This window comes from Nocardioides sp. T5 (assembly GCF_048161455.1).
Lineage (GTDB): Bacteria > Actinomycetota > Actinomycetes > Propionibacteriales > Nocardioidaceae > Nocardioides.
This window is the reverse complement of record NZ_CP182415.1, coordinates 1,369,204-1,390,803: the sequence shown is the minus strand read 5'-3', so window position 1 is coordinate 1,390,803 and position 21,600 is coordinate 1,369,204. Positions and strand designations below refer to the sequence as shown.

General features: G+C 73.0%; 26 protein-coding genes. 12 read left to right on the top strand and 14 right to left on the bottom strand.

What is annotated here, in order from left to right:
- The first annotated feature begins 15 nt into the window (after positions 1–15).
- Positions 16–612, top strand: a complete 597-nt coding sequence (locus ACNKF0_RS06740) for a TetR/AcrR family transcriptional regulator (RefSeq protein WP_416956852.1) — start codon at positions 16–18, stop codon at positions 610–612.
- Positions 613–631: 19 nt separating this feature from the next.
- Here the strand turns inward: ACNKF0_RS06740 and ACNKF0_RS06735 are convergent, their stop codons facing one another.
- Positions 632–1,549 (bottom strand): hypothetical protein, encoded by a 918-nt coding sequence (locus ACNKF0_RS06735; protein ID WP_416956850.1) that lies wholly within the window; start codon positions 1,547–1,549, stop codon positions 632–634.
- A gap of 144 nt (positions 1,550–1,693) precedes the next feature.
- On the opposite strand from ACNKF0_RS06735, the gene ACNKF0_RS06730 reads away from it, so the two are divergent.
- The gene (locus ACNKF0_RS06730) at positions 1,694–2,821 is read left to right on the top strand and encodes an acyltransferase family protein (protein ID WP_416956848.1); all 1,128 of its coding nucleotides are present in this window, start codon (positions 1,694–1,696) and stop codon (positions 2,819–2,821) included.
- Here the strand turns inward: ACNKF0_RS06730 and paaI are convergent.
- The 6 genes from paaI to paaA all read right to left on the bottom strand — a co-directional run bounded on the left by paaI (position 2,814) and on the right by paaA (position 7,029).
- Positions 2,814–3,209, bottom strand: a complete 396-nt coding sequence (gene paaI, locus ACNKF0_RS06725; protein ID WP_416956846.1) for a hydroxyphenylacetyl-CoA thioesterase PaaI — start codon at positions 3,207–3,209, stop codon at positions 2,814–2,816. The genes ACNKF0_RS06730 and paaI overlap by 8 nt on opposite strands.
- Positions 3,202–4,257 carry a 1,2-phenylacetyl-CoA epoxidase subunit PaaE gene (gene paaE, locus ACNKF0_RS06720; RefSeq protein WP_416956844.1) on the bottom strand — a complete coding sequence of 352 codons (1,056 nt, stop codon included), beginning with the start codon at positions 4,255–4,257 and terminating at the stop codon, positions 3,202–3,204. Before paaE ends, paaI begins: the two co-directional genes overlap by 8 nt.
- Positions 4,258–4,260: 3 nt before the next feature.
- A complete protein-coding gene (gene paaD / locus ACNKF0_RS06715; RefSeq protein ID WP_416956842.1) occupies positions 4,261–4,764 on the bottom strand; it encodes a 1,2-phenylacetyl-CoA epoxidase subunit PaaD in 504 nt (167 codons plus the stop codon).
- Positions 4,765–4,778: 14 nt separating this feature from the next.
- The gene (paaC, locus tag ACNKF0_RS06710) at positions 4,779–5,717 is read right to left on the bottom strand and encodes a 1,2-phenylacetyl-CoA epoxidase subunit PaaC (RefSeq protein ID WP_416956840.1); all 939 of its coding nucleotides are present in this window, start codon (positions 5,715–5,717) and stop codon (positions 4,779–4,781) included.
- Positions 5,717–6,010: a 1,2-phenylacetyl-CoA epoxidase subunit PaaB gene (gene paaB, locus ACNKF0_RS06705; protein WP_416958439.1), complete on the bottom strand. Its 294-nt coding sequence runs from the start codon at positions 6,008–6,010 to the stop codon at positions 5,717–5,719. The genes paaC and paaB overlap by 1 nt, the downstream gene beginning before the upstream one ends.
- A gap of 65 nt (positions 6,011–6,075) precedes the next feature.
- Complete coding sequence (gene paaA / locus ACNKF0_RS06700; RefSeq protein ID WP_416956839.1) at positions 6,076–7,029, bottom strand: 1,2-phenylacetyl-CoA epoxidase subunit PaaA; 954 nt, start codon at positions 7,027–7,029, stop codon at positions 6,076–6,078.
- A gap of 133 nt (positions 7,030–7,162) precedes the next feature.
- Between paaA and paaZ the strand changes: the two genes are divergently transcribed.
- The 3 genes from paaZ to ACNKF0_RS06685 all read left to right on the top strand — a co-directional run bounded on the left by paaZ (position 7,163) and on the right by ACNKF0_RS06685 (position 9,832).
- On the top strand, positions 7,163–9,193 hold the full coding sequence (gene paaZ, locus ACNKF0_RS06695; RefSeq protein WP_416956837.1) for a phenylacetic acid degradation bifunctional protein PaaZ: 2,031 nt from the start codon (positions 7,163–7,165) through the stop codon (positions 9,191–9,193).
- Positions 9,194–9,285: 92 nt separating this feature from the next.
- Positions 9,286–9,585 carry a hypothetical protein gene (locus tag ACNKF0_RS06690; RefSeq protein WP_416956835.1) on the top strand — a complete coding sequence of 100 codons (300 nt, stop codon included), beginning with the start codon at positions 9,286–9,288 and terminating at the stop codon, positions 9,583–9,585.
- A gap of 28 nt (positions 9,586–9,613) precedes the next feature.
- Positions 9,614–9,832 carry a PLD nuclease N-terminal domain-containing protein gene (locus ACNKF0_RS06685; protein WP_416956833.1) on the top strand — a complete coding sequence of 73 codons (219 nt, stop codon included), beginning with the start codon at positions 9,614–9,616 and terminating at the stop codon, positions 9,830–9,832.
- A gap of 18 nt (positions 9,833–9,850) precedes the next feature.
- Here ACNKF0_RS06685 and ACNKF0_RS06680 read toward each other — a convergent pair whose 3' ends face one another.
- Genes ACNKF0_RS06680 through ACNKF0_RS06670 form a run of 3 tightly spaced genes read right to left on the bottom strand, consistent with a single transcriptional unit; the run spans position 9,851 to position 11,157 of the window.
- Positions 9,851–10,285 carry a rhodanese-like domain-containing protein gene (locus ACNKF0_RS06680; protein WP_416956831.1) on the bottom strand — a complete coding sequence of 145 codons (435 nt, stop codon included), beginning with the start codon at positions 10,283–10,285 and terminating at the stop codon, positions 9,851–9,853.
- 10 nt (positions 10,286–10,295) lie between these two features.
- Positions 10,296–10,952, bottom strand: coding sequence for an SDR family oxidoreductase (locus ACNKF0_RS06675; protein ID WP_416956829.1), 657 nt, complete (start codon positions 10,950–10,952; stop codon positions 10,296–10,298).
- 19 nt (positions 10,953–10,971) lie between these two features.
- Positions 10,972–11,157, bottom strand: coding sequence for a hypothetical protein (locus ACNKF0_RS06670; protein WP_416956827.1), 186 nt, complete (start codon positions 11,155–11,157; stop codon positions 10,972–10,974).
- Positions 11,158–11,272: 115 nt separating this feature from the next.
- Here ACNKF0_RS06670 and ACNKF0_RS06665 point away from each other — a divergent pair, with 115 nt between their 5' ends.
- Positions 11,273–12,262, top strand: coding sequence for an LLM class F420-dependent oxidoreductase (locus ACNKF0_RS06665; protein WP_416956826.1), 990 nt, complete (start codon positions 11,273–11,275; stop codon positions 12,260–12,262).
- 18 nt (positions 12,263–12,280) lie between these two features.
- On the opposite strand, the gene ACNKF0_RS06660 is transcribed toward ACNKF0_RS06665, so the two are convergent.
- Both ACNKF0_RS06660 and ACNKF0_RS06655 read right to left on the bottom strand, forming a co-directional pair.
- The gene (locus tag ACNKF0_RS06660) at positions 12,281–12,931 is read right to left on the bottom strand and encodes an NAD(P)-dependent oxidoreductase (protein ID WP_416956824.1); all 651 of its coding nucleotides are present in this window, start codon (positions 12,929–12,931) and stop codon (positions 12,281–12,283) included.
- A gap of 32 nt (positions 12,932–12,963) precedes the next feature.
- Complete coding sequence (locus ACNKF0_RS06655) at positions 12,964–13,986, bottom strand: LLM class flavin-dependent oxidoreductase (RefSeq protein WP_299932088.1); 1,023 nt, start codon at positions 13,984–13,986, stop codon at positions 12,964–12,966.
- Between the two features lie 89 nt (positions 13,987–14,075).
- Here ACNKF0_RS06655 and ACNKF0_RS06650 point away from each other — a divergent pair, with 89 nt between their 5' ends.
- The 3 genes from ACNKF0_RS06650 to ACNKF0_RS06640 are packed head-to-tail and all read left to right on the top strand — an operon-like array spanning position 14,076 to position 16,714.
- Positions 14,076–14,762 carry a GntR family transcriptional regulator gene (locus ACNKF0_RS06650; protein WP_416956821.1) on the top strand — a complete coding sequence of 229 codons (687 nt, stop codon included), beginning with the start codon at positions 14,076–14,078 and terminating at the stop codon, positions 14,760–14,762.
- The gene (locus ACNKF0_RS06645; RefSeq protein WP_416956819.1) at positions 14,759–15,799 is read left to right on the top strand and encodes a 1-aminocyclopropane-1-carboxylate deaminase; all 1,041 of its coding nucleotides are present in this window, start codon (positions 14,759–14,761) and stop codon (positions 15,797–15,799) included. The genes ACNKF0_RS06650 and ACNKF0_RS06645 overlap by 4 nt, the downstream gene beginning before the upstream one ends.
- Before the next feature lie 30 nt (positions 15,800–15,829).
- Positions 15,830–16,714: a phosphotransferase family protein gene (locus tag ACNKF0_RS06640; protein WP_416956817.1), complete on the top strand. Its 885-nt coding sequence runs from the start codon at positions 15,830–15,832 to the stop codon at positions 16,712–16,714.
- Here the strand turns inward: ACNKF0_RS06640 and ACNKF0_RS06635 are convergent.
- Positions 16,707–17,414, bottom strand: a complete 708-nt coding sequence (locus tag ACNKF0_RS06635; protein ID WP_416956815.1) for an aspartate/glutamate racemase family protein — start codon at positions 17,412–17,414, stop codon at positions 16,707–16,709. The genes ACNKF0_RS06640 and ACNKF0_RS06635 overlap by 8 nt on opposite strands.
- A gap of 48 nt (positions 17,415–17,462) precedes the next feature.
- Here ACNKF0_RS06635 and ACNKF0_RS06630 point away from each other — a divergent pair, with 48 nt between their 5' ends.
- The 3 genes from ACNKF0_RS06630 (at position 17,463) to ACNKF0_RS06620 (ending at position 20,394) form a co-directional block, all read left to right on the top strand.
- Positions 17,463–18,065, top strand: a complete 603-nt coding sequence (locus tag ACNKF0_RS06630; RefSeq protein ID WP_416956813.1) for a GNAT family N-acetyltransferase — start codon at positions 17,463–17,465, stop codon at positions 18,063–18,065.
- Positions 18,066–18,282: 217 nt separating this feature from the next.
- A complete protein-coding gene (locus tag ACNKF0_RS06625; RefSeq protein ID WP_416956811.1) occupies positions 18,283–18,915 on the top strand; it encodes a DUF305 domain-containing protein in 633 nt (210 codons plus the stop codon).
- A gap of 57 nt (positions 18,916–18,972) precedes the next feature.
- On the top strand, positions 18,973–20,394 hold the full coding sequence (locus ACNKF0_RS06620; protein ID WP_416956809.1) for an FAD/NAD(P)-binding protein: 1,422 nt from the start codon (positions 18,973–18,975) through the stop codon (positions 20,392–20,394).
- An 89-nt stretch (positions 20,395–20,483) separates the two neighbouring features.
- Here the strand turns inward: ACNKF0_RS06620 and ACNKF0_RS06615 are convergent, their stop codons facing one another.
- Positions 20,484–21,593: a carboxylate-amine ligase gene (locus tag ACNKF0_RS06615; RefSeq protein ID WP_416956807.1), complete on the bottom strand. Its 1,110-nt coding sequence runs from the start codon at positions 21,591–21,593 to the stop codon at positions 20,484–20,486.
- Between the last annotated feature and the right edge of the window lie 7 nt (positions 21,594–21,600).

The following is a 21,600-nucleotide window of genomic DNA, read 5'->3' as shown; positions in this document are numbered from 1 at the left end:
TGAGAACGTTCATCCATGTCAGAGCCCGTGCGACGGGGCCGGCCCGGCCACGACCAGCAGACCGTGCTGCGCGTCGCGATCGAGCTCTTCAACCGGCAAGGCTACGACGCCACGAGCATGGGCGACCTGGCTCGCGAGCTGGGACTGACCAAGTCGGCGATCTACCACCACGTGCCGAGCAAGGAGCACCTGCTCGAGCGCGCGCTCGACGAGGCGCTCGACGAGCTCGCGGGCGCCCTCGACGCCGTGCACGCCGACCGGACCCGCACGCCCGAGGAGCGGCTGCGGGCCGCCGTGCGCAGCAGCGTCGTCGTACTGGCCGAGCACCTGCCCGCCGTCACCCTGCTGCTGCGGGTGCGGGGCAACACCCCGGCCGAGCAGCACGCGCTCGCGCGCCGGCGCGAGATCGACCACCGGCTGGCGGAGATGGTGCGCGAAGCCGCGAACACCGGGGCGATCCGCGCCGACGTCGACCCGCTCCTCGCCAGCCGCCTCGTCTTCGGGATGGTCAACTCCATGACCGAGTGGCTCCGCGACGGCAGCGACGGCGCCGCCCTCGCCGACACGGTCACCTCCCTCGCCTTCGACGGCCTGGTGCGGCACCGGAACTGACGCCGTCCAACAATCCGGGTCAGGGCTCCAGGCACGCCGGGGTGGAGTCGCCGGGCCCGTCGGGGTCGAGCGTGCTCCCGGTCCGGTCACGCAGGACGACGCGGTCGACGGTCGGCAGCTGCTTCAGCGTCGGGAGCACCTCCCCGGCGATGCTCACCGTCGAGCCGCCGCTGCTGCACCGTCCGGTGAGGCGCAGGTCGGCCACACCGCCGGAGACCGTCAGGTCGTCGTAGCCGGTCGCCCCGGAGCGCAGCAGCCGCAGACCGCGGGCGCGCTCCCCCGGCAGCGGGCCGGCGAAGAGGCGGTCCATCAGGCCGGTGGCGGGCGTGCCGGGCCGGACGGGTCGCGTCCGGGCGACGAAGAACGGCTCGCGGTTGTCGACGAACCGGGCGCGGTGGAAGAACCACACCTTGCGCGGCACGGTCGCGAAGCCGGCGCCGACCTCGACGACCACCCGGGGCGGCGCCTGCAGGGTCGTGACCCGGACCGGCGTCCGCTTCGCGAGCCCGATGCCGTACGTCGTCACCGCCTCGAAGTCGCCCGCGCGGACGGCGGTCATCACGTTGGGCAGGGCGTACGCCACGCGACGCGGGGCCGCGGTCGGCGACCCGTCGTCGGTGTGGGCCTGGGCCGGCTCGAAGCGCACCCGCAGCAGCGCCTGCCCGGCGATGCGGACGCGGCGACCGGACCCGTCGGCGAAGATCCGGTCGACGTAGCCGACCTGGCGCTTCGCGGGCAGCCCGCCGCGGAACTCGAACACCACGCGGTCGGCACCGTCACGGTGGGCCGCCCGCACGGCGACCAGCACCGGCGTCGGAGGAGGCGCCGCGGCCACGGAGGCGGGAGGAGCCGCCCCACCCGTCGACGGGGCGACCAGCGCCGGGGCGAGCACCAGCGCCGACACGAGCAACGACGACAGCTTCCACGAGGACCTCATGACGCGCCTCCAGACGGACCCGCGCACCCGGCGCGTCCTGCTCCGAGGCTAGGGACTCCGTCGCCGCGCGGGTAGGGCCGACGGACCCACCCCCGGGGCCCTGTGCCCCTACCCCGCCGGAACGTGACCGCCAGAGCATGAGACATGGAGAGCGAGCGCCTGCTCTACCTCGACAACCTCAAGGCCGTGCTGATCGCCCTGATCATCGCGATGCACGCCGCCCTGGGGTACGTCGGCGTCCTGGACGCGTGGACCTACTCCGGGCTGCGGGAGACCACGCTGCACCCGGTGGTCGAGATGCTGCTGCTCGTGGCGCTCAGCCCCTTCGGCTTCTTCCTGATCGCGCTGCTCTTCCTCGTCGCCGGGCTGCTCACCCCCGGTTCCCACGACCGCAAGGGCGGGCACCGGTTCGTGCTCGACCGGCTGCTCCGGCTCGGGGTCCCGTTCGCGCTGTACGTCTTCCTCGTCCAGCCCGCTCTGGTCTACGCCGTCGCGCACCCGTTCGGCAACGCCTCCGGCACCTTCTGGCAGGAGTACCTCGGCGCCGAGTGGCAGCTCGACACCGGGCCGCTCTGGTTCGTCGGCGTCCTCCTCGTCTACTCGCTCGCGTACGCCGGGTGGCGGCGGTGGCGTGGCCCCGACCGCCCACCGCAGCGGCCCCCCACCGCCCGGACCCTGGTCGTGAGCGCCGTCGTCGTGGCGCCGCTGTCGTTCGCGATCCGGCTGGTCTACCCCTACGGCGGCGAGAGCGGGTTCACCGACCTCAACTTCTGGCAGTGGCCGGCCTGCATCGCCGTCTTCGTGCTGGGCATCCGGGCCGCCCGGCACGACTGGGTGCACGAGGTGCCGCGCGACCTGGTCCGTCCGAGCCGCCCGCTCACCTGGGCCGGCGTCGTCGCGATGACCGTGCTCCTCTACGTCGTCGGGTCGCGGGACGTCGTCGACGAGATGCTCGGTGGCTGGAACTGGTACGCCGCCGCGTTCGCGTGCGTCGAGGCACTCCTCGTCGTGTTCGGCCCCCTGTGGCTGCTCGACCTCGCCCGCCGTCGGCTCGGACGTCCCCTCCCGTGGGGCGAGCAGCTCGGGCGGAGCGCCTACGGCGCATTCATGCTGCAGGGCGTCTTCCTGCTCGGTCTGGCCCTGCCCCTGAGGCCGGTGCCGGCCCCGGCCGAGGTGAAGGCGCTCCTGGTGGCCGTCGGCGCGGTGGCGGGCTCCTTCGGCACAGCCTGGTTGCTCATCCAGCGGGTGCCCGGGGTGGCCCGGGTCATCTGAGCGAGCGGCTGCGCCCGCGGAACTCGGCGATCACGGTGTCGCCGGCGCGCACCGTGACGTCGTACAGTCCCGAGCGTCCCCGCAGGACCACCTCGCGCGCGTGCGCGTCGAGCACCTGGCCCAGGCGCGCCGGCTCGAGGAGGTCGACCGCGAAGCCGGCGGCGACGGTGACGGGGCCGCGGGAGTTGCAGGCGAGCGCGAACGCCGAGTCGGCGAGGGTCGCGACCAGGCCGCCGTGGCACAGGTCGTGGCCGTTGACCATGTCGGCGCGCACGGCCATCGACACCCGCGCCTCCCCCGGCCCGAGCTCGACGAGCTGCATCCCCAGCGCGGCGCTGGCGGCGTCCGCCGCCCACATGTCCCGTGCCGGCTGCAGCGTGTCAGGCATCGAAGTCGACGGTGACGGCGTCGCTGACGGGGTAGGTCTGGCAGGTCAGCACGAACTGCTGCTCGACCTCCTCGGGCTCGAGGGCGTAGTTGCGCACCATCTCGACCTCGCCGTCGACGACCTTCGCCCGGCAGGTGCCGCAGACGCCGCCCTTGCACGCGAAGGGCAGGTCGCTGCGCACGGCCTGCGCGGAGTCGAGCACCGTCGCGTCGCGCGGCATCGGCGTGGTCGTCGTACGTCCGTCGAGCACCACGGTCACGTCGCTGGTGACGCCCTCGACGACCCGGTCGGCGTGCCGAAGCTCGGGCGGCGGCTCGTCGACGTAGAACAGCTCGAAGTGCACCTTCTCCTTCGGCACCCCGAGCTCGGCGAGCACGGTGCGCGCGTCCTCGATGAGCCCGTGCGGCCCGCAGAGCCAGACGTGGTCGACCGAGGCGAGGTGCACCTTCAGCGGGAGCAGGCGACGCAGGCGGTCGGCGTCGAGGCGGCCGGAGAACAGCTCGACGTCGCGCGGCTCGCGGGAGAGCACGTGGACGAGGTCGAAGCGGGGGCCGTGGAGGTTCTTGAGGTCGCTGAGCTCCTCGGCGAACATCACCGAGGTGGTCTCGCGGTTGCCGTAGAGGAGCGTGACGGTGCTGGCCGGGTTGGCCAGCACGGAGGCCGCGATGGAGAGCATCGGCGTGATGCCGGACCCGGCGGCGATGCACAGGTGGCGTCCCGGGCTGGCCGGGTCGGCGCGGAAGCTGCCGGTCGGCGGGGCGACCTCGACGGGCTCCCCCGGGCCCACCTCGCGGATCAACCACGACGAGAACATCCCGCCGGGGATCTCACGAACGCCGATGCGAGGCGCGGCGCCGGACGGAGCGCAGAGGGAGTAGGAGCGACGGTGCTCGACCCCGTCGACGACCCGGCGCAGCGTCAGCGACTCCCCCGGCTCGAAGGCGAAGAGCTCGCGCAGGTCGTCGGGCACGTCGAAGGTGACCGCCGCGGAGTCGTCGGTCAGCGGCTCGACGTCGCGCACGGTGAGGCGGTGGAAGGTGGTCGCCACGGCTCAGATCTCCTTCACGTGGTCGAACGGCTCGAGGCAGGAGGTGCAGCGGTACTGCGCCTTGCAGGCCGTCGAGCCGAACTCCGAGACCAGCTCGGTCGCCGGGGAGTCGCACTGCGGGCAGCGCACCTGGCGGGCCGTGGGCAGGAGGGTGAGCGGGATCGGTCCGGACGTCGACGGCGCCGGGCCGGGCGGCGAGATGCCGGCCGCCGCGAGCGCGGTGCGGCCCTCGGGCGTGATCCAGTCGGTCGTCCACGCCGGGTCGAGGCTGACCCGCACCTCGACGCGGTCGAAGCCGGCGCCCTGCAGCTCGCGCACGAGGTCGTCGCGCATCGTGGCCATGGCCGGGCAGCCGGAGTAGGTCGGCGTGATGTCGACGACCACGTGGGAGTCGGCCACGACGTCGACGTCGCGGAGCACGCCGAGGTCGGCCAGGGTGAGCATGGGCAGTTCGGGGTCGGTGACCCGCTCGGCCACGCGACGCGCGCGCTCCGTCGTACGACTCATCAGCCTCATCCCCATCACCACTGGCCCCTCGGGTGGGCGCGGGCCACGGACTGCATCTCGGCGAGCATGCGGCTCAGCGGCTCGCCGTGCATCCCGTCGCGACCGGTGCGGCCCAGCACGCCGGCGCGACGCGTCGCCTCGGGCCGCGGCACGTCGGCCGCCACGAGCACCTGGTCGAGCACGCCCTCGGCGGCCTCGCGGACCGAGGCCGGGTCGACGCCGACGCCGGACTCGGCGGCGGCCGCCTCGACCGGGTGGGTGTCGAAGAGCTCGGGCCACAGCGGCCACAGCTCGTCGAGGGCGGCGAGCAGCCGGCGACGCGACTCGTCGGTGCCCTGCGCAAGCGTGACGAACCAGCGGGCCGAGTAGTCGCGGTGGTAGGCGAGCTCCTTGACCCCCTTGGCGGCGACGGCCGCGAGCACGTGGTCGCGGCTCGTGCGCAGCCGCTCGAACGTCGCGAGCCGCCAGACCGAGAACAGCAGCACCCGCACGGTCGCCTCGGCGAAGTCACCGTTGACGAGCTCGGCGAGGCGCACGTTGCGGAAGTCGTGGGCCTCGCGGAAGAACGCCAGCGCGTCCTCCGGCGGGGCGGGCGATCCCTCGGGCAGCCGCGGGACGACCGACTCGTCGGCCTTGGCGGCACGGGCGAGCAGCAGCCGCGCCTGGCCGAGGAGGTCGAGGGAGATGTTGGACAGCGCGATGTCGTCCTCGAGGTCGGGCGCGTTGCTCGTCCACTCCGAGATCCGGTGCGACATGACCAGCGCGTCGTCGCCCAGCATCAGGGCGTACGCCGCCAGCGTGGGCGCGTCGACACCCTCGGGGATCGTCGTGTCGACGCCGGCCAGCGGGTCCTCGAAGTCGGTGCCGAAGGCCCAGTGGGCGTCGTTGACGAGCAGGCCGGCGTAGGCGTTGTCGTGCTCGTCCTCGGGTGTCGTGTGCACGTGGTCTGCCATCACATATGAGGGACGTTGGAGGGGATGTCGTAGAACGTCGGGTGGCGGTAGACCTTGTCGCCGCTGGGAGCGAACATCGGGTCCTTCTCGTCGGGGCTCGAGGCGGTGATCGCGTCGGCCCGCACCACCCAGATGCTCACGCCCTCGTTGCGGCGGGTGTAGACGTCGCGGGCGTGGAGCAGGGCCATCCGGTCGTCGGCGGCGTGCAGCGAGCCGACGTGGACGTGGTTGAGCCCGCGCTTGCCGCGGACGAAGACCTCGTAGAGGGGCCACTCCGGCTCGGGCGGGGTCACGCCCTGCCCCGTCGGGACGTCCTTGAGCGGCACGGCGCCGTGGCCGCCCTCGGCGGAGAGCTCGCTCATGCCGACACCGCCCGCTGCTTGGCGGCGTACGCCGTCGCGGCCTCGCGCACCCAGGCGCCGTCCTCGTGGGCGCGGCGGCGGTGAGCCATCCGCTGGGCATTGCAGGGTCCGTTGCCCTTGACGCCCTCCATGAACTCGTCCCAGTCGGGCTGGCCGAAGTCGTGGTGGCCGCGCTCCTCGTTCCACCTGAGCTCGGGGTCGGGCAGGGTGACGCCGAGGGCCTCGGCCTGCGGCACGGACATGTCGACGAACTTCTGGCGCAGCTCGTCGTTGGTGTGGCGCTTGATCCCCCACGCCATCGACTGCGCGGTGTTGGGCGAGGCGTCGTCGGGCGGGCCGAACATCATCAGCGCCGGCCACCAGAAGCGGTCGACCGACTCCTGCACCATGGCGCGCTGCTCGTCGGTGCCGCGCATCATCGTGGCGAGCAGCTCGTAGCCCTGGCGCTGGTGGAAGGACTCCTCCTTGCACACCCGGATCATCGCGCGACCGTAGGGGCCGTAGGAGGTGCGGCACAGCGGCACCTGGTTGCAGATCGCGGCGCCGTCGACGAGCCAGCCGATGGTGCCGACGTCGGCGTAGGACAGCGTCGGGTAGTTGAAGATCGAGGAGTACTTCTGCTTCCCGGCGATCAGCAGCTCGGTGAGCTCGAGGCGGGAGACGCCCAGGGTCTCGGCGGCGGAGTAGAGGTAGAGCCCGTGGCCGGCCTCGTCCTGCACCTTGGCGAGCAGGATCGCCTTGCGCCGCAGGCTGGGCGCGCGGGTGATCCAGCTGCCCTCGGGCTGCATGCCGATGATCTCGCTGTGCGCGTGCTGGGCGATCTGGCGCACGAGGGTCTTGCGGTAGCCCTCCGGCATCCAGTCGCGCGGCTCGATCCGCTCGTTGCGCGCGATCGTGGCCTCGAACCCGGCCTCGAGATCGCGGGCGGGCGGCGTCTCCGTGAGTGTCATGCGTCCTCCGACGTGGGTCTGCGACCACTGCTGGCGACCGATTTACTGACCGATCGGTCTGCTATTAGTGTGTCACCCGTCACCCCGGGCGCGCAAACACCGTCGCCCCCACCCGACTTCGAGGGAGTCCCCCGTGACCCGCCTGCTCGAGAGCTACGCCGCCGGACGCTGGTACGCCGCCTCCGCGGAGGGCCACCCGCTCCTGGACGCCGCCACCGGCGAGGAGGTCGCCCGGATCTCCAGCGCCGGCCTCGACCTCGGCGCGATGGCCCACCACGCCCGTACGGTCGGCGGTCCCGCGATCCGCGAGCTCACCTTCCACGAGCGCGCGCTGCTCCTCAAGGAGCTGGCCACGCACCTCACCGGCCTCAAGGACGAGCTCTACGAGCTGTCGCTCGCCACGGGCGCGACCAGGCGCGACTCGATGATCGACATCGACGGCGGCTTCGGCACCATGTTCAGCTTCTCCTCCAAGGGTCGACGTGAGCTGCCCAACGACACCGTGGTCTGCGACGGCGACCTCGAGCAGCTCGGCCGCACCGGCGTCTTCCTCGGCCAGCACGTCTACACCTCGCGCCCCGGCGTCGCGGTGCAGATCAACGCCTTCAACTTCCCCGTCTGGGGGATGCTCGAGAAGCTCGCGCCCGCCTTCATCGCGGGACTGCCGAGCATCGTCAAGCCCGCCAGCCAGACGGCCTACCTGACCGAGCTCGTCGTACGCCGGATCGTCGAGTCGGGCATCCTCCCCGAGGGCTCGCTCCAGCTGCTGTCCGGCTCGGCCGGCGACCTGCTCGACCACCTCGGCGTGCAGGACTCGGTCGCGTTCACCGGCTCGGCCCACACCGCCGGCATCCTCCGCCAGCACCCGTCGGTGCTCCACGGCGGAGTCCAGCTCCAGGTCGAGGCCGACTCGCTCAACTGCTCGGCGCTGGGCCCCGACGTCACGTCCGACGACCCGGAGTGGGAGCTCTTCGTCAAGGGCGTCGTCACCGAGATGACCGCCAAGGCCGGGCAGAAGTGCACCGCCATCCGCCGCGTCATCGTGCCCTCGGCCGTGGCCGACGAGATGACCGACGCCGTCGCCGCCAGGCTGGCCACCATCACGGTGGGCGACCCCTCCGACGAGTCGGTTCGGATGGGACCGCTCGCCTCGCTCGGCCAGCGCGAGGAGGTCCGCAAGGCCGTCGAGGCCCTGCGCTCCTCGGCCGAGGTGGTCCTCGGCGACCCGAGCGCGACGACGGGCTTCGCCGGTGACGGCGAGCGCGGCGCCTTCATGACACCCGTCCTGCTCCGCGCCCGCGCCGGCGCGGTGGAGCCGCACGACGTCGAGCCCTTCGGCCCGGTGTCGACGGTGATGACGTACGACTCCCTCGATGAGGCCGTCACCCTGGCCGCGCGCGGCAAGGGCTCGCTCGTCGGCTCGGTCGTCACCCACGACCCGGCGGTCGCCCGCACCCTGGTGCTGGGCCTGGCCCCGTGGCACGGCCGCATCCTCGTCCTCGACCGCGACGACGCACCCGAGAGCACCGGCCACGGGTCTCCCCTGCCGATGCTGGTCCACGGTGGTCCCGGACGCGCCGGCGGCGGCGAGGAGCTCGGCGGCGTACGCGGCGTGCTGCACCACATGCAGCGCTCGGCGATCCAGGCCTCCCCCGACATGCTCACCGCGATCACCGGCCGGTGGACGCGCGGCTCCCAACGCACCGAGACGCCCGAGCACCCGTTCCGCCACTCCCTCGCGACGCTGCGGGTGGGCGACACGATCGCCTCGCAGCCGCGGGTGATCTCGCGCGCGGACATCGACCACTTCTCGGAGTTCACCGGCGACACGTTCTACGCCCACACCGACCCCGAGGCGGCCGCGCAGAACCCCCTCTTCGGCGGCATCGTCGCCCACGGCTACCTCATCGTGTCGATGGCCGCCGGGCTCTTCGTCGACCCGGCCCCGGGGCCGGTGCTCGCCAACTTCGGCGTCGACAACCTCCGCTTCCTCACCCCGGTCAAGGCCGACGACTCGATCCGCGTGACGCTCACCGTCAAGCAGGTCACCCCGCGCTCCTCGGCCGACTACGGCGAGGTCCGATGGGACGCGCTCGTCACCAACCAGCACGACGAGCCGGTCGCGACGTACGACGTCCTGACGCTCGTCGCCAAGGAGGCCTGAGTCCGGTCCCCGGCGAGGAGCGGTGCGTGAGGCAGGTTCTGCGGCCCCGAAAGGTGTCTCACGCACCGCCCCACGCCCGCTAGCGTGCCGCCATGAGCCGGTCCGCGCAGCGCCTCCTGGGCATCGTCGTCCTGCTGGTCGCCGGGATGCTCAGCCTGCCGGCGACGGCGTACGCCCTCGACGACCCGGGCACGGAGAACTGGATCGTCCCGGTGCAGCTGCTCGCGATGGCGGGCATCGGTGCGGCGATCACCGTCGCGCTGCCCGGGCTGGCCCGCGAGGGCGCGCCGACCCGGCGGCGGGCGATGACGGGCGCGTGGTGGGGGTTGATCGCGGCCTTCGCCGGCGTGGTCGTCTTCTGGATCGCGATCAACGGCTACAGCGGTGCGTAGCCCGAGCCGCCCCGAGTACGGTTCGGTCATGGCACAGAAGAAGTCCTGGGGCGACATGACGCCCACGCAGAAGAAGCTCGTCGCCGTCGCCGGGATCGTGGAGGTCGCCGTCACCGCGTGGTGCGCCAGGGACCTCAAGCAGCGCCCCGCCGAGCTCGTGCGCGGACCCAAGCTGCTCTGGGCCCCGGCCCTGACGGTGCAGCCCGTCGGCCCGATCGCCTACCTGCTCTTCGGTCGCAAGCGCTGATCCCGCGCGGGCGGCCGGTCAGCCCGCGAGGTCGGTGTAGCCACCGCCGTTGACGACGTCGGTGAAGCCGAGCTCGCGCATCTGCTCGACCGCGCCGGTCGCGCGCCGCCCCGACGCGCAGTACACGACGTACGACGCCTCGCGCGGCAGCTCCTCGACCCGGTCTGCGAAGTCGTCGGCCTGGTAGTCGATGTTGACCGCGCCGTCGAGGTGTCCGGCGTCGAACTCCTCAGGGGTGCGTACGTCGATCACCTCGGCCCCGTCGGCCACCAGGGCGAGCGCGTCCGCAGCCGGGATCGGTGCCGCGGTGTCGGCGGCCGACGTCGAGGCCGGGTCGGCAGGCTCCGCGGGGTCGTCCGCGCCGCAGGCCGCAGCGCCGAGGAGCAGGATCGCCACCGACGCGAGCGCGGCGAGACGGGTGGTCGGGCGACGGGTCGGGCGGCTGGACTGCACGTCATCGAGACTAGCCACCGTAGGGAACCTCGCTGCGCCAGTCGGCGTCGCCGGTCGCGACCGCGTCCCAGATCGCGTCGGCCACCCGGTCGGGGGTGAACGCGCCCTCGCGCGCCAGCGCCCCGCGCACGGTCACGGACACCGCTCGGATGCCGTCGGGCGCGAGGGTCTTGTCGATGCTGTGCACGAGGTTGCGCACGCCCGCCTTCTGCACCCCGAGCGACGCCGCGCGCTCCCAGGGCTCGTCGGCCGCCATGCTGCCGGTGACGCTGATCCGCCCGCCGGCGGACATGAAGGGGCGCGCGGCCTGCACGGCCGTGAGCAGGGCCCCGACCCCGAGCGCGACGTCCTCGAGCAGCCCGGCGACCGTGAGGGTCAGCGGGTCCTCCTCGCGGAAGGCACTGGGGTTGAAGTGCAGGACGTCGATGCGCCCGGTGTGCTCGCCGAAGTGGTGTACGGCGTCGCGCGCGGCCTGCTCGTCGGTGACGTCGACGACCGCGTGGCCGACCGTGGCGCCGCGGGCCCCGAGGTCGACGGTGAGCTGGTCGAGGACCTGCTGGTCCTGGCCGAGGAGCGCCACGTCGTAGCCCCCGTCGGCGAAGCGGCGCGCGACCGAGCCGCTCACCCCCGGCCCTGCCCCCACCACCAGGATCACCGGCCTGCTCATGAGCGTGTCCTACCGCACGTCAGGGCTTGTGGGGGTGCTCGCCGGTCGGGTCGTCCGGGACCGCGTTGGGCCCCTGGGCGCCCTCGTCGACCTCGCCGGGGTGCGGGTCCGGCTGGCCCGCCACCGAGTCGCCGGAGCTGATCTCCTCGGGCGCGTCCTGCGCCAGCTCGGAGACCTGGCCCTCGCTGTCGTCCTTGCCACCCATGGCAGTCCTCCTCGGTCGTGGTGTGTCCGTCAGTCTCCACACAAGCAGCGCACCCCAAGCACACCTCACCTCGTCGGGTGGTGGGTGTCCCCGGACGGCTGGCTACGGTCGCAGCATGACGCGCTTCGGATACACGCTGATGACCGAGCAGAGCGGCCCGCGGGAGCTGGTGTCGTACGCCGTCGCCGCCGAGCAGGTCGGCTTCGACTTCGAGGTGATGAGCGACCACTACTCGCCGTGGCTCACCGAGCAGGGGCACGCGCCCTACGCCTGGGCGACGCTCGGTGCCGTGGCGCAGGCGACCGAGCGCGTGGGCCTGATGACCTACGTGACGTGCCCGACCCTGCGCTACCACCCCGCCGTCGTGGCGCAGAAGGCCGCGACGCTGCAGATCCTCGCCGAGGGTCGCTTCACCCTGGGGCTGGGCAGCGGGGAGAACCTCAACGAGCACGTCGTCGGCGATGGCTGGCCCGCGATCGCCGAGCGCCAGGACATGCTCGCCGAGGCCATCGAGGTGATCCGCGCGTTGCACACCGGCGACCTCGTCGACCACCGCGGCGACTTCTTCCAGGTCGACTCCGCCCGCATCTGGGACCTGCCGGAGCAGGGCGTCGACATCGGCGTCGCCGTCGGCGGCAAGCGCGCGATCGAGCGGTTCGCCCCACTCGCCGACCACCTCGTGGCCACCGAGCCCGAGGCCGACATCGTCGAGACGTGGAACGGGGTCCAGGACGCCCCGCGCATCGGCACGGACGCCCGGGCGATCGGCCAGATCCCGATCTGCTGGGACCCCGACGAGGACGCCGCGGTCGCGCGGGCCCACGAGCAGTTCCGCTGGTTCGCCGGCGGTTGGTCGGTCAACGCCGACCTGCCCACCCCGGCCGGCTTCTCCGGCGCGACGACGTACGTCCGACCCGAGGACGTCGCCGAGTCGATCCCGTGCGGTCCCGACCTCGACAAGATCGTGGAGGCCGTCTCGGCCTACTGGGACGCGGGATTCACCGACGTCGCGCTCGTGCAGGTCGGCGACGAGGGGCAGGACCGGTTCATCAGCGAGGCGGCCGGCCCGCTGCTGGAGAAGCTGCGGGCGGCCGCCCCGTCGTGAGTCCTGCCCGGCTGCGCGTCAGCTGATCGCGGTGAACCGTCCTCGGCGATGCGTCGGCGTCTCGATCTCGTCGAGGATCGCCAGCGCGAGGTCGTCGGCCGAGATCGTCGACGCACCGTCGGCGTCGCGCAGCATCACGTCGCCGCCGAGGACGTACGCACCCTTCGACTCCGTGCCCAGCCACGAGCCGAAGTCCGCAGGCGGGCTGACGTAGAACCAGTCGAGCGACTCCGGGCTGTCCTGCAGCATCGCGAACGCGTCGAGGCCCGTCTGCACCTCGGGCTTCACCTCGTCGGGCATCTGGGCCTCGGTGACGTCCCACAGTCGCGGTCCGCCCTCCTCGGTGAGCAAGGAGGACGCGCCGCCGACGTAGCCGAGGCGCGTCGGGGTGCCCGCCAGGCGGGCGATGAGCTCCTCGACGACGCCCTCGACCTTGCCGGCCATGTCGCCGCGGGGCGACAGGGCGACGAGCACGACGTCGCGGCCGGTGGTGGTGCGCTCGAGGACGTCGGCGTCCAGCACCGAGCCGGTGACGTAGTCCGCTCCGGGGACCGGTGAGGACGGTGCCGTACGACTCACTGCCGTCACGTCGTGCCCGCGCCTGCGGGCCTCGGCGACGACCGCCGCGCCCGCGTATCCGGTACCGCCGAGAACAGTGATGCGTGCCATGGGATCAGCTCCTTCGTGTGGTGGGTGGTGACTCAGCGCCAGCCGAGGTCAGGCGCCACCTGGGTCAGCACCGACTCGAGGACGTGGGCGTTGTAGTCAACGCCGAGCTGGTTGGGCACCGTCAGCAGCAGGGTATCGGCCGCCGCGACGGCCTCGTCCTCGGCGAGCTCCTTGACCAGCACGTCGGGCTCGGCGGCGTACGTCTTGCCGAAGACCGCGCGCAGGTTGGCCTCGATCTGACCGAACTGGTCGGAGCTGCTGCCCTCGTGGCCGAAGTACATCCGGTCGAGGTCGGTGGTGATGGGCATGATCGAGCGGCTCACCGACACGCGGGCCTCGCCCTCGTGGCCGGCCTCGCGCCAGGCCTCGCGGAAGACCTCGATCTGCTTGCGCTGCTGGACGTGGAAGGGCTCGCCCGTCTCGTCGGCCTTGAGCGTCGAGCTCATCAGGTGCATCCCCTTCTCGGCGGCCCAGCGGGCGGTGGCGTCGGACGCGGCACCCCACCAGATGCGGTCGCGCAGGCCCTCGGAGTGCGGCTCGATGCGCAGCAGGCCGGGCGGGTTGGGGAACATCGGGCGCGGGTTGGGCTGGGCGAAGCCCTCCCCCTCCAGCACCTGCAGGAGCACCTCGGTGTGGCGCCGGGCCATGTCGGCCTGGTCCTCGCCCGCGGCGGGGGCGTAGCCGAAGTAGCGCCAGCCCTCGATCACCTGCTCCGGTGATCCCCGGCTGATGCCGAGCTGCAGCCGACCGCCGGCGATCAGGTCGGCCGACCCGGCGTCCTCGGCCATGTAGAGCGGGTTCTCGTAGCGCATGTCGATCACGCCGGTGCCGATCTCGATCCGGCTCGTCCGCGCGCCGACGGCGGCGAGCAGCGGGAACGGGGAGGCGAGCTGGCGCGCGAAGTGGTGCACCCGGAAGTACGCCCCGTCCGCGCCGAGCTCCTCGGCCGCGACCGCGAGGTCGATCGACTGCAGCAGCGTGTCGGACGCCGACCGCACCGCGGACTGCGGCGAGTCGGTCCAGTGGCCGAAGTTCAGGAACCCGATCTTCTTCATGACTGGTTCAACGCTCAATCACCCTGGTTGTTCCCTCGGCGTGCGTCGACCCCTTGACCGGAACCCACGAGCGATGTGCAATATATTGCATGCCGGTCCCTACGTCCCCCGCCCCGCTCCGCACGAGCCTGCTGCGCGACTCGGTCCACGACCGGCTGCGCGACGCGATCGTCGACGGCACGCTGGCGCCGGGCGAGGTGGTGCGCGACACCGAGCTCGCCGCCTGGCTCGGCGTGAGTCGTACGCCCGTGCGCGAGGCGCTGCTGCGGCTCGGCGACACCGGCCTGGTCCGGGCCGCCCCGGGGCGCTCGACGGTCGTCGCCGAGATCGACCTGGCCGAGGTGCGGGACGCCCACGCCGTCGTCGTCGCCATGCACCGTCTCGCAGTCACCGAGGCGGTGTCCCGGCTCACCACCGGCGATCTCGACCGGATGCGGGAGGCCAATGCACGCTTCGCCGCGGCGATCGACGCCCGTGACACCGAGGCCGCACTCGCCGCGGACGACGACTTCCACCGGGTCGCCGTCGAGGTGTCCGGCAACCGGGCGCTGGCCACCGTCCTCGACCAGTTCACCCCGGTCGTACGCCGCCTCGAGCGCCGCCGCTTCGCCAGCCACGCAGGCTCGGAGTCGGTCGACCTGCACGCCCGGCTCGTCGAGGCCTGCGCCAGCCGCGACGAGCAGGCCGCGGCCGACGTCGCCTCCCGCACCTGGCAGAACCTCGCCGACCTGATCCCCGACCCGGCCGACCGGCCCGACCAGCAGGAGTCCCGATGAAGCTCGACCAGTTCCCCCGCCACCCGCTCACCTTCGGCCCCTCGCCGGTGCACCACCTGGAGCGGCTCAGCGACCACCTCGCCGCGCAGGGCGGCGGCGCGCAGGTGTGGGCCAAGCGCGAGGACGTCAACAGCGGCCTCGCCTTCGGCGGCAACAAGGTCCGCAAGCTGGAGTACATCGTCCCCGACGCGCTCGCCTCCGGCGCCGACACGCTCGTCTCCATCGGCGGCTTCCAGTCCAACCACACCCGTCAGGTCGCCGCCGTCGCCGCCCACCTCGGGCTCAAGTGCCGGCTGGTCCAGGAGAAGTGGGTGCCGTGGGACGACCCGACCAACACCCAGGTCGGCAACATCCTGCTCAGCCGGATGATGGGCGCCGACTCGCGCCTCGACCCCCACGGCTTCGACATCGGCATCCGCGACTCGTGGAAGGACGCCATCCGCGAGGTCGAGGAGTCCGGCGGCACGCCGTACGCCATCCCGGCCGGCGCCAGCGAGCACCGCCTGGGCGGCCTCGGGTTCGCGAACTGGGCCTTCGAGGTGGCCGAGCAGGAGAAGTCGCTCGGCATCACCTTCGACACGATCGTGGTTTGCACCGTCACCGGCTCTACGCACGCAGGCATGATCGCCGGCTTCGCGGCCCTCGAGGACCTCACCGGCGTACGACGGCGGGTGCTCGGCATCGACGCCAGCGCGACCCTGGAGAAGACCCGTGACCAGGTGGCGCGCATCGCCCGCCACACGGCCGAGCTGATCGAGCTGGGCCGCGACCTGCGCGACGACGAGATCACCGTGCTCGAGGGCTGGGCCGGCGAGCTCTACGGCCTGCCCGTGGACTCGACCATGGAGGCGATGGCGCTCGGCGCCCAGCTCGAGGCGATGATCACCGACCCGGTGTACGAGGGGAAGTCGCTCGCCGGGCTCATCGACCTCGTCACCTCGCGCGACATCCCCGCCGACTCGCACGTGCTCTACGCCCACCTCGGCGGGCAGCCGGCGATCAACGCCTACCACTCCCTCTGGCCGGCCCAGGGCTGAGCCGGCCGGCCGGGCCGCTAGCGTCGCCACGTGCCCGATCCGGACGTCGACATCGCAGCCGCGCTGGCCTGGGCGGGCTCCGCGCTCGGCTCGCCGGTCACGTCGTACGACGCCCTCGACGGCGGCGTGACGTCGACGATGCTCGCACTGCGGCACGACGACGGCACCGAGTCGGTGCTCCGGCTGATGACCAACGAGCCGTGGCGCACCCACGGCGCCGAGCTGACCGCGCGTGAGCGTGACGCGCAGCTGGCCATGGCCGACACTCCCGTGCCGGCGCCGTACAGCATCGCCCTCGACGCAGCCGGGACGGCCGCCGGCGCCGCGGCCCACCTGATGTCCCGGCTCCCGGGCACGCCGCTCGAGGGGGGCGAGGCGCTGGGCGAGCAGCGGCTCCAGACGATGGTCGACCTGCTGGTGACGCTCCACGACCAGCGCCCGGCCGAGCCCTTCCGCACCTTCCAGTCGTGGGCATGGGAGGCGAAGTGGGTCGTGCCCTCCTGGACGCGGCATCCTGCGTCGTGGCGACGTGCGTTCGGGGTGCTGGCCGGGCCCGCGCCGGCGTACGAGCCGACGTTCCTGCACCGCGACTTCAGCCACCGCAACCTGCTCTGGTCGGGCGACGCGATCACCGGGGTCGTCGACTGGGTGGAGACCTCGACCGGTCCGGCGTGGCTCGACGCGGCCCACGCAGCGTCCTACCTCGCGCTGGCGTACGGCACCGGCCCGGCGCTCGACCTCCTCCGGCGCTACGCCGCCGCGACCGGCGCGACGCCCGACACCCACTGGCTCGTGATGGACGCCGTGGGCTACCTCCCGCCCCCCGGCAGGCAGCCGTTGTTCGGTCGCAGCGACCAGCTCGAACGGCTCGACGAGTGGCTCGAGGTGGTCGTGCGGGACCCGGACCTCAGCTGAGCGCGACGTCCAGCGCCGCGAGCGCGTGCAGGCGCGTGGTGGCGAAGACGGGTACGTCGACGTCCTCAGGTCGCAGCAGCAGCTCGATCTCGGTGCAGCCGAGGACCACGCCCTCGGCGCCGTCAGCGACCAGCCGGCCCACCACGTCGACGTACGCCGCCCGCGACGCCTCGCGCACGACACCGTGGACGAGCTCGCCGTAGATCACCTCGTGCACGAGCTCGCGGTCCTCAGCCGGCGGGACGAGCGCCTCGACGCCGTGGGTGGCGAGCCGGTCGCGCACGAAGGCCTGCTCCATGGTGAACCGCGTGCCGAGCAGCGCGACCCGCGACAGGCCGGCCGCCAGGACGGCCGCGGCGGTCACGTCGACGATGTGGACCAGCGGGACCTCGGTCGCCGCCTCGATCGCGTCGGCGACCTTGTGCATCGTGTTGGTGCACAGCACGAGGCACTCAGCGCCGGCCGCCTCGAGCGCGGCGGCCTCGGCCGCGAGCAGCGCGCCGGCGGCGTCCCACTCCCCCGCGGCCTGCATGGCCTCGACCTCGGCGAAGTCGACCGACGACATCACCACCCGCGCCGAGTGGTAGCCGCCGAGGCGCTCACGCACCGCTTCGTTGAGGATCTCGTAGTAGAGCGCCGAGCTCTCCCAGCTCATCCCGCCCAACAGCCCGATCTTGCGCATCGTCCGTGGAGCACCCATGCCCTCATTCAACACGCGCCTGTCGGAGCCCGGGTCTAGCGTGGCGCCATGGCCAGCACGCCCCTCCTGAGGTCCGGCGAGCTCGTCGTCCACCCGGCGACCCACGCCCGCTTCGACGACGTGCGCACGATGGTCGGGCCGAAGAACCCGACCTCGAGCGTGTGCTGGTGCCTGAGCCACCGCATCCCGGCGAAGGACAACCGCGAGCTGGCCGGGCCGGCTCGCGGTGCCTACGTCGAGTCCCTGACCCGCAGGCGCACGAAGCCAGGGGTGCTCGCCTACGACGGCGACGAGGTCGTCGGGTGGGCGGCCGTCGCTCCCCGCGCCGAGCTGCCGTTCGCCCGCTCCACCAAGATCCCGCACGTCGACGACCAGCCTGCGTGGTCGGCCTGGTGCATCCGGGTCCGTCCCGGCCACCGCGGTCGCGGCATCTCCCACGTGCTGCTGGAAGGCGCCGTCGCGTACGCCGCCCTGCGCGGTGCTCCGGTGGTCGAGGGCTACCCCGTCGACAACCGGGGCGAGAAGGTCGACCTGACGATGGCCTACGTCGGCACCCGCAAGCTGTTCGAGGACGCCGGCTTCGCGCTCGCCGCCCGCACCGACGCCACCTCCGCAGGGTTCCCGCGCGTGGTCATGCGCCGCGCGACCTAGGCTGGAGACATGCTCCGCCTGGCCCGTCCTACGCCGGGCGTCCTCGCCGTCCCCCCCGGGCACTGCGCACCGCGACCGCCCCGGCCGCGGCCAGGAACGCGCACGCCCCGCCCGATCTCCACGCCCTCTCGGTCCTCCGCTGCTGAGCCGCCCGCCGGCCCCGCCGGCTGACGCGACCCTCACACCAGCACGGACACCGACCCACGAGGAGACACCCATGTCCGCACGCACGCCTGCGCGCCGCGCCACCGCGGCCGCGCTCTTCCTGACCCTCACCACCGCCGGCCTCGCCGGCTGCGGTGGGGACGACGCCTCGGGCGGCACCCCCGCAGCCGAGCACACCGCGGCCAACGGCGACGTCCACAACGACGCTGACATCGGGTTCGCGACCGAGATGATCCCGCACCACGCCGACGCCCTGGTGATGGTCGACATGACGCAGGGCCGGGACCTGTCCCCGGAGTTCGCCCGGCTGACGGAGGACATCCGGGATGCCCAGGCCCCGGAGATCGAGATGATGGCCGACTGGCTCACTGACTGGGGCGAGGAGGTCCCCGAGACGTCCCGCGACCACGTCAACAGCCACATGGGTGCCGACGACGGCGACATGGGGATGGGCGACGGGATGGAGATGGACCCCGACGACCTGGCCGAGCTCCGGGACTCCGGGGCCGGCATGTTCGAGTCCATGTGGATGCGGATGATGATCGAGCACCACGAGGGTGCGATCGAGATGGCCGAGACCGAGCAGGCCGACGGCCTGTTCCCCGACGCCATCGCGCTCGCCGAGTCGATCGAGTCGAGCCAGACGGCCGAGATCGAGCTGATGGAGGAGCTGATCGACCGGTGACCGACCGGCCCTGATACCGTTAGTCAAGTAATTAGGTTGACTAATATGGGAGCAAGCGTGGGAAGCAGCGAGGGAGACGGTCGGGTCGTCGTCGTGGGAGCCGGTGCCGGCGGCACCCTGGTGGCGACCCACCTGGTGACGGCCCTGTCCTCGCGCTTCCGCGTCGAGCTGGTCGACCCGGCGTCGAGCACGGGCCGAGGCCAGGCCTACTCCACCACCGACGAGCGCCATCTCCTCAACGTCCCGGCCTGGGGCATGAGCGCGTTCCCCCGCGACCCCGACCACTTCCTGCGCTGGCTGCGCACCCACCACGACCCGACGTTCCAGCCCCACGACTTCGCGCCGCGCGCAGCCTTCGGCCGCTACGTCGAGAGCCTGCTGACCGCCGCGGCCGAGCTCCCCGGCAACGCTCGGCTCGTACGACGCCATGCCGAGGTCGCGGACGTCACGCGCGCCGGCGACGGTCTCGTCGTCGAGCTCACCGACGGCGAACGGCTCGAGGCCCGCGCGGTGGTCCTGGCCACCGGCAGCCGCCCCGGCACCGGCTGGGCACCGTCCGAGCTCGCGGCCGACCCGCGCCTCGTCGCCGACCCGTGGACCCAGGCGATCCCCGAGGTCGGCGACGTGCTGATGCTGGGCTCGGGCCTGACCATGGTCGACCTCGCAATCAGCGCCGACCGGCCCGACCGCACCGTCCACGTGGTCTCGCGCACCGACGCGGTGCCCCGTCCGCACGTGCTGCCCACGACTCCCCCGGTGCCGCCGCCGCCCGGCATCACCCACACCCGGGACCTCGACACCCTGCGCTCGATCCTCACCGCGCACGTCGCGGAGACCGTCGCCAGCACCGGCGACTGGCGTGCGGCCGTCGACGGCCTCCGCCCGGTGACCGCCCAGCTCTGGCGGGGCCTGTCGGAGGCCGACAAGCGCCGCTTCATCGCCGAGGACGCCCGCACGTGGGACGTGCACCGGCACCGGATGGCGCCGGCCACGGCACGGCGGCTCGACGCCGTCGCTGCCGCGGGCCGGCTCGTGCGTCACCGCGGCACGCTCGCCGCCGTACGCGCCGACCCGTCCGCCCTCCACGTCACGCTCGACGGCGGGACGACGCTGCGGGTGGCGGCGGTCGTCAACTGCACCGGCCCCGTCGGCTCCATCGCCGCCGACCCGCTGCTCACCCGCCTCGCGCAGTCCGGCCTGGTCCGTCCCGGTCCGGCCGGTCTCGGCATCGACACCGCCGACGACGGCCGCATCCTCGGCGCCCTCCCCGAGACGCTCCCCTTCCTCGCAGTCGGCTCGCTGCGCCGGGGCAACCTGTGGGAGTCCACGGCCATGCCGGAGATCCGCGAGCAGGCCCACGACGTGGCCCGCGTCGTCACCCGGTCGCTGCACGGCGAGGTGCGGAGCCGGCCGGTCGACAGCCTGGCCGACGCGGTGCTCAGCCGGGGGCGCACGACCGTGGACTCCCCGACGCCCTGAGCGACGGGCACAGCGGGGAAGATCGTTCCCGGCATGTCACGACGATCATCCCCGCTGTGGGTCGCGCTGATCGTCCACCCGTCCGCCGCTCAGCCGTCCAGGTCGGACGTGCGGGCGACCAGGTCAGCGAGGAGAGCGGCCATGCCGCCGGCCGCGACCACCCGCCGCTGGCGGTTGGGCTCGGTCTCGCCGGCGAGCGCGCGCTCGATCGCTCCGAGCGGGGCGTCGAGACGGTCGCCGGCCAGCACCTCCCCGGCCTCGGCGACCACCCGCGCGGCCACCTCGCGCATCGGGCGCAGGGAGCGGTCGACGTCCACCACTCGGGTGTCGAGGCCGTAGCGCGCGGCCCGGTGGTCGTTGACGGCCAGCACGTCGTCGTCGAGATCCACCTCGTCGGGCGACTCCACCGCGCGACGGGCGATGCCCTGCACCAGCGCGGTCAGCGCTGCGACGGTCGCCAGTGACGGGACGGCGTCCATGACCCGCACCTCCAGCGTCCCCAGCAGCGGTCGTGGACGCATCTCCCACCACACGTAGGTGTGGTCGGACGCCTCCGCCGCCGTCATCAGCGCCTCGGTGCGCGCGACGTAGTCGTCCCACGAGCGCAGGAGCGGCGGCATGGTCGTGCGCGGGTAGGAGCGGATGATGGCGGCCCTGGCCGTGGCCTGTCCCGAGTCGAGCCCGTGCCAGTACGGCGACCCGGCGGCCAGGGCGCGCAGCAGCGGCAGCCGGTTGCGCAGGCCGCGGTAGGCCAGCATCGCGGTGTGCTCGTCGGGCAGCCCGACGTGCACCTGCAGGGCGGCGGTCGGCGTGCGCAGCAGACCGGCGTACTCGTCGATGATGCGGTCGTAGCGAGGCGAGGCGGCGATGTCGGGGACGCCGACGGGCGCGGTCGGGTGCACCCCGGAGGCCAGCACGCGACCACCCTGCTCGGCGACGAGGGCACGCAGGTCGCGCAACGAGCTCCACGCGTCCTCGGCGCTCCGGCACACCGGGGTGTTGAGCTCGACCTGGTCGACGTAGATCTCCCCGGTGACCACGCCCGCGCCCGACTCCGCGTGCGACATCGCCTCGACCAGTGGGCCCGCCGCCGCCCCCATCAGCTCGTCCGCGTCACCGACGAGCATGAGCTCCTCCTCCACGCCGACGGTGAACTCACCGCCGGGCACGTGCGAGGGCACGCCCGCGTACGTCGTCATCCGCGGG

Bases quoted from the DNA above. Each gene is read 5' to 3' on its own strand.
- ACNKF0_RS06740 (WP_416956852.1), top strand. From the start codon at position 16: ATGTCAGAGCCCGTGCGACGGGGCCGGCCCGGCCACGACCAGCAGACC.
- ACNKF0_RS06735 (WP_416956850.1), bottom strand. From the start codon at position 1,549: ATGAGGTCCTCGTGGAAGCTGTCGTCGTTGCTCGTGTCGGCGCTGGTG.
- ACNKF0_RS06730 (WP_416956848.1), top strand. From the start codon at position 1,694: ATGGAGAGCGAGCGCCTGCTCTACCTCGACAACCTCAAGGCCGTGCTG.
- paaI (WP_416956846.1), bottom strand. From the start codon at position 3,209: ATGCCTGACACGCTGCAGCCGGCACGGGACATGTGGGCGGCGGACGCC.
- paaD (WP_416956842.1), bottom strand. From the start codon at position 4,764: ATGAGTCGTACGACGGAGCGCGCGCGTCGCGTGGCCGAGCGGGTCACC.
- paaC (WP_416956840.1), bottom strand. From the start codon at position 5,717: ATGGCAGACCACGTGCACACGACACCCGAGGACGAGCACGACAACGCC.
- paaA (WP_416956839.1), bottom strand. From the start codon at position 7,029: ATGACACTCACGGAGACGCCGCCCGCCCGCGATCTCGAGGCCGGGTTC.
- ACNKF0_RS06690 (WP_416956835.1), top strand. From the start codon at position 9,286: ATGAGCCGGTCCGCGCAGCGCCTCCTGGGCATCGTCGTCCTGCTGGTC.
- ACNKF0_RS06685 (WP_416956833.1), top strand. From the start codon at position 9,614: ATGGCACAGAAGAAGTCCTGGGGCGACATGACGCCCACGCAGAAGAAG.
- ACNKF0_RS06675 (WP_416956829.1), bottom strand. From the start codon at position 10,952: ATGAGCAGGCCGGTGATCCTGGTGGTGGGGGCAGGGCCGGGGGTGAGC.
- ACNKF0_RS06670 (WP_416956827.1), bottom strand. From the start codon at position 11,157: ATGGGTGGCAAGGACGACAGCGAGGGCCAGGTCTCCGAGCTGGCGCAG.
- ACNKF0_RS06665 (WP_416956826.1), top strand. From the start codon at position 11,273: ATGACGCGCTTCGGATACACGCTGATGACCGAGCAGAGCGGCCCGCGG.
- ACNKF0_RS06660 (WP_416956824.1), bottom strand. From the start codon at position 12,931: ATGGCACGCATCACTGTTCTCGGCGGTACCGGATACGCGGGCGCGGCG.
- ACNKF0_RS06655 (WP_299932088.1), bottom strand. From the start codon at position 13,986: ATGAAGAAGATCGGGTTCCTGAACTTCGGCCACTGGACCGACTCGCCG.
- ACNKF0_RS06650 (WP_416956821.1), top strand. From the start codon at position 14,076: ATGCCGGTCCCTACGTCCCCCGCCCCGCTCCGCACGAGCCTGCTGCGC.
- ACNKF0_RS06645 (WP_416956819.1), top strand. From the start codon at position 14,759: ATGAAGCTCGACCAGTTCCCCCGCCACCCGCTCACCTTCGGCCCCTCG.
- ACNKF0_RS06635 (WP_416956815.1), bottom strand. From the start codon at position 17,414: ATGGGTGCTCCACGGACGATGCGCAAGATCGGGCTGTTGGGCGGGATG.
- ACNKF0_RS06630 (WP_416956813.1), top strand. From the start codon at position 17,463: ATGGCCAGCACGCCCCTCCTGAGGTCCGGCGAGCTCGTCGTCCACCCG.
- ACNKF0_RS06625 (WP_416956811.1), top strand. From the start codon at position 18,283: ATGTCCGCACGCACGCCTGCGCGCCGCGCCACCGCGGCCGCGCTCTTC.
- ACNKF0_RS06615 (WP_416956807.1), bottom strand. From the start codon at position 21,593: ATGACGACGTACGCGGGCGTGCCCTCGCACGTGCCCGGCGGTGAGTTC.